This window comes from Bacteroidota bacterium, from assembly GCA_018831055.1.
Lineage (GTDB): Bacteria > Bacteroidota > Bacteroidia > Bacteroidales > B18-G4 > M55B132.
The window spans coordinates 1-3,761 of the sequence record JAHJRE010000277.1 but is presented as its reverse complement, the minus strand read 5'-3'; the positions used below and the strand labels follow the sequence as shown (position 1 = coordinate 3,761).

At 56.0% G+C, this 3,761-nt stretch carries 5 protein-coding genes; 1 reads left to right on the top strand and 4 read right to left on the bottom strand.

Features of this window, described 5'->3' with window-relative positions:
• The 3 genes from KKA81_16510 to KKA81_16500 form a co-directional block, all read right to left on the bottom strand.
• Positions 1 to 257, bottom strand: a 257-nt coding sequence (locus KKA81_16510) for a hypothetical protein (protein MBU2652529.1), incomplete at its 3' end; no start/stop codon positions are given.
• Positions 258 to 351: 94 nt separating this feature from the next.
• Positions 352 to 1,008: a TusE/DsrC/DsvC family sulfur relay protein gene (locus KKA81_16505; GenBank protein MBU2652528.1), complete on the bottom strand. Its 657-nt coding sequence runs from the start codon at positions 1,006 to 1,008 to the stop codon at positions 352 to 354.
• A gap of 166 nt (positions 1,009 to 1,174) precedes the next feature.
• Positions 1,175 to 2,044 (bottom strand): DUF4412 domain-containing protein, encoded by an 870-nt coding sequence (locus tag KKA81_16500; GenBank protein MBU2652527.1) that lies wholly within the window; start codon positions 2,042 to 2,044, stop codon positions 1,175 to 1,177.
• 373 nt (positions 2,045 to 2,417) lie between these two features.
• On the opposite strand from KKA81_16500, the gene KKA81_16495 reads away from it, so the two are divergent.
• Positions 2,418 to 2,984 carry a sigma-70 family RNA polymerase sigma factor gene (locus KKA81_16495; GenBank protein ID MBU2652526.1) on the top strand — a complete coding sequence of 189 codons (567 nt, stop codon included), beginning with the start codon at positions 2,418 to 2,420 and terminating at the stop codon, positions 2,982 to 2,984.
• A 56-nt stretch (positions 2,985 to 3,040) separates the two neighbouring features.
• Here the strand turns inward: KKA81_16495 and KKA81_16490 are convergent, their stop codons facing one another.
• Positions 3,041 to 3,358 carry a hypothetical protein gene (locus KKA81_16490; GenBank protein ID MBU2652525.1) on the bottom strand — a complete coding sequence of 106 codons (318 nt, stop codon included), beginning with the start codon at positions 3,356 to 3,358 and terminating at the stop codon, positions 3,041 to 3,043.
• Between the last annotated feature and the right edge of the window lie 403 nt (positions 3,359 to 3,761).

Below are 3,761 nucleotides of genomic sequence, written 5' to 3'. Positions count from 1 at the left end.
TCAAACCCCATCGGCTGCCCCCGGTAGACAAAATAGCTGGTCGAACTGTAGGTGGTGATCGCCCGAAGCGTGTCCCGCTGCCTGATTTCGGTCAAATCGACCGACACCCGGTCGACTTTTTCACGCTCGCTCGTGCACGATCCGAGCAAAAGCAGTCCGCCCGCGATCAATCCAAGCGCTATCGCCCGAATCGCGCGATAACGGCGCAACGGCGGCAAATCCGGTCGATCGGGGTTGGTGACAGCGATTTCAGTCATGCACGATTTATTAATGGTTTGCAGATTATGCTGGAGGGAAGCTAACCGATGGCTGAAACCGGAGCAAGCGATATGTGGCTATTGGTCGACGCGGTCAGTGCGCCCGAAGTCCGGCGATTTTGACGGCGCCGCGATGATACCCGCCCGGGAACAGCGTCTGGCATTCGTCGAGACTGACGCTGTTGGCCTCGCAGGTCTGGTAGATTGTCGGAACCGCACCCAACTCGGCGTAGACTTTTCGCAGGTACCGGACGATTTGCCAGTGGCGTTCGCTCAAGTTGCCGGGGATGCCCAGTTCGTAGGCCTTGTGGACAGCGAAGTTTTCATCCCAATCCTCGGGGTTAAGCAGGAAACCCTGTTCGTCGGTCTCGTAGGTCTTTTTGTCGTAGGTGTTGGTATGGTGAGCGATATCGCCCTCAAGCCACATATGCTGCAAGTAACCTTCGCGGTAAGTGACCCCGGCCAGTTTGCAGGCGCCACGGAGCCAGCCGGCGGGAAACAACTTCTTGAGATCGCCCAGCCCGATATAGTTGTTTTTGCAGGCGACATAAATCAACGGGCACTGGTTGATGTGATGGAACGTGTTGCGGATAAAATAAATCATCGCCCAGTGGGTCTCGCTCAAGCCGTCATCAATACCGACCTCGGGCGCCATCACCCGGGCGAATTCCTCGTCCCACTCTTCCGGATCGAGCAAAAACCCCCGGTCATCGACCGTATAATGTCTGTCCTTGCCGACAACTGTTCTCATAATCGCGCTGCACTGCCTCAAAGAGCCGGTCGATTGTCGTAACGGGTCATGCCGTTGGCTTGATCGGAGCCGACCATGGTTGAGACCATATGAGAAAATCTTCACATGGCCTAACCACAAAAGTAAGCGAAAAGGGTGATTCTTGCAATGCTTTTATCGGGTTTCTTTACTGGTCAATATCGACCGCGACGGCTCCCTTTGAAACTTCAACCAGGACCTCATCGGCCGCCAGATCAAAGCTGCGCTCGACTTTATCTCCTTGTGCAGCAAGGCTGATACTGCGCGTTTCGGGTCCCCCGCCACGGGCCGGATCGACCGGACTGCCACCGCTGAAAAAGGTCAGGAGACAGGCCGACTCGCCGACGGCAGTATTAATCAGACGGACAACCGCAACTCGTTTCGGGTCAATCGGGAGACGAAGTTTGGTGCCTTCTTTGATTATGCGCGGCGCGGGAGCATCCGGTGAGACCGGCGGCTTGGGCCTTTCCCGCTCGCTAAAACCGGCCGGCACGACAAATAAAGAGTCGTCCTGCGGCCGTTCCAGAACATTCACCAGCTCCATATACGACGATGTATCCACGCCGTTCTGGATACGAATCGGGTAAGCGAGATCACGCGAGATCCAGACTTCCAGACGCGGTTCGTTGTTGCGCAGATAGTAGTACCGGTCACAGACCAGCCCATGAAGCGTTTCCTCCCCCTGATAGTTCTTGATCACACCGAGAGACTCGATCATGCGGGCGGTCTGAATCAGGTCGGTCTTGATAATCTGGGGATTGGTCACGGGCAGGCGCATATACTGCCGCGCCGCCGTATTTACGACCAGGGCTGAATCGACTTTTTGGTCGACAATCACATATATCCCCGGACCGCCGTGGTTCATGTCGATTCGGTAGACCAAATCGCGGGCAAAGAACTTACCCTCCATGGCATTGCCCTGCTGGACCATCCGAATATCGGCATCAAACTGAGCGGCGCCGACCGCCGTGCCGAAAACAACAACAAAAGCAAGAATCGTCAGTATCTTTGAGGTCATGGAATTATCTCCTAAGCCTGGATATGCGTCTCCAATTGATACACCTGAAAGGTAGTCTGGTCTCCGAATGAGGCCATGTCAACGCAAAAAAGCCGGTCCCCCCCCCTCCGCCGCCAAATTGTCGCAAATCGGTCGCCGGCGACTCCAGCCAAGCCCCCGGCGCCATCAAACCTGCTCTCGATTTCTGAGAAACCTGCTCCCACCCCTGCCGTATACATGGGTATCCTGCCCCGCAACCGATCACCCCACGTCGGTCTCGGGTGCAATCTGTGACACTTCACCAGTTCGACGCCAGGACATAGAAAAACAGGTTTGCGGCCAAACCAATTAACGGCCGCCGGTGGAATCCCGGCGACATATAACGGTGCCATACATGGAAGATTGTCCGGACAGGGAGATGATCAGGCGCTGCCGCAACGGCGACCGGAACGCTTTCGACCAGCTAATAGACAAGTATCAACCGGTTGTGCTGGGCACGGTCCGAAAGATGGTGCTCGATCCCGAAGATGCCCGCGACATCGTCCAAAACGTGTTCCTCAAAGCATACGAAAACCTCGATTCATTCCGCACCGAAATGCGCTTTTTCAGTTGGCTCTATCGTATTGCCATAAATGAGACCATCAACTTTATCGAGAGCAGCAAACACCGGACCAGAATCGAGGACGAAACGCCGTCGGCATCGCAGACCCCCGAACATGAGTTTGACCGCGCGCAACTGTTCCTCAAAATCGAGGCTGCCCTCGCCCAACTTCACCCCCGAACAAGAGCACTCGTAGTGCTTCGCCACTACGCCGACCTGTCCTATCGTGAACTCGGCTTCATCTTCGACACTCCCGAACAGACGATTAAATCGCGCCTCTACGGCGCCCGCCGGGTGCTCGCCCGAAATCTGCACGAACACGGAGTTTCACGCGAAGACCTCAGCCGCACCGCCGGCTGACCGACCTCCCACCCTCCTCGGCGACTTCTCGGCTCCCTGAACTCTCGTCCCGCTCCCTATTTCGCTCCTAAAATGAAACTTCTGCCAACTTCTCCGGCGCCGGGCTGTATTTCGGTTAGACCGATGCAATTGAATAACGAAAGAACCATAATATAGTCGGAGGAACGGATCATGATCGCAAACATAGATTCCAACAGGACGCGACGAAGTCTCACCCGTTCGGCAGGATTGCTCTGTATCGCAGCCGCGCTCGTGTTGACGATGGTCGCTTTTCCAGCCGAAGTTGCGGCAAAATCGTCAGCGGGGGCAAGTGTCGCCACCGGGGCCGACCAGTCCGTGAAAGCGGCGCCGGTGTTCCGTCTGGCCTCGTTCATGTTCAATGTTTGGATTGCCCCGCACATTTCGGTGGGCGACACAAATACGGCCACTGCTCCGATGGGGACTTTCCCTGGGATTATCGATGAACCACAGCCGCCTGCGGTAACCGGGCCGGCGCAGCAATCGACCAAATTTGAAACGGAAAATCGGAATTGACAAAGAGCGGGGATTGAGATGACAATCCCGTTGGGGAGATCTGTCGGGTGAGCGACAGATTCTCCTCAACTCGTTTTACCGGCCGCCACGCGGGACGAGCAACGCGGACCTCACTGTGGCGCGAATCTCGCCTGAACGAGTTTCTCCTCATACCACTCCAAGGGCAACGGCCTGTCGCACTCCAGGGCGGCAGGCCGTCGTTACTTTTACGGAGACGAGCGAGATTCTATTTCTTTTTCTTAG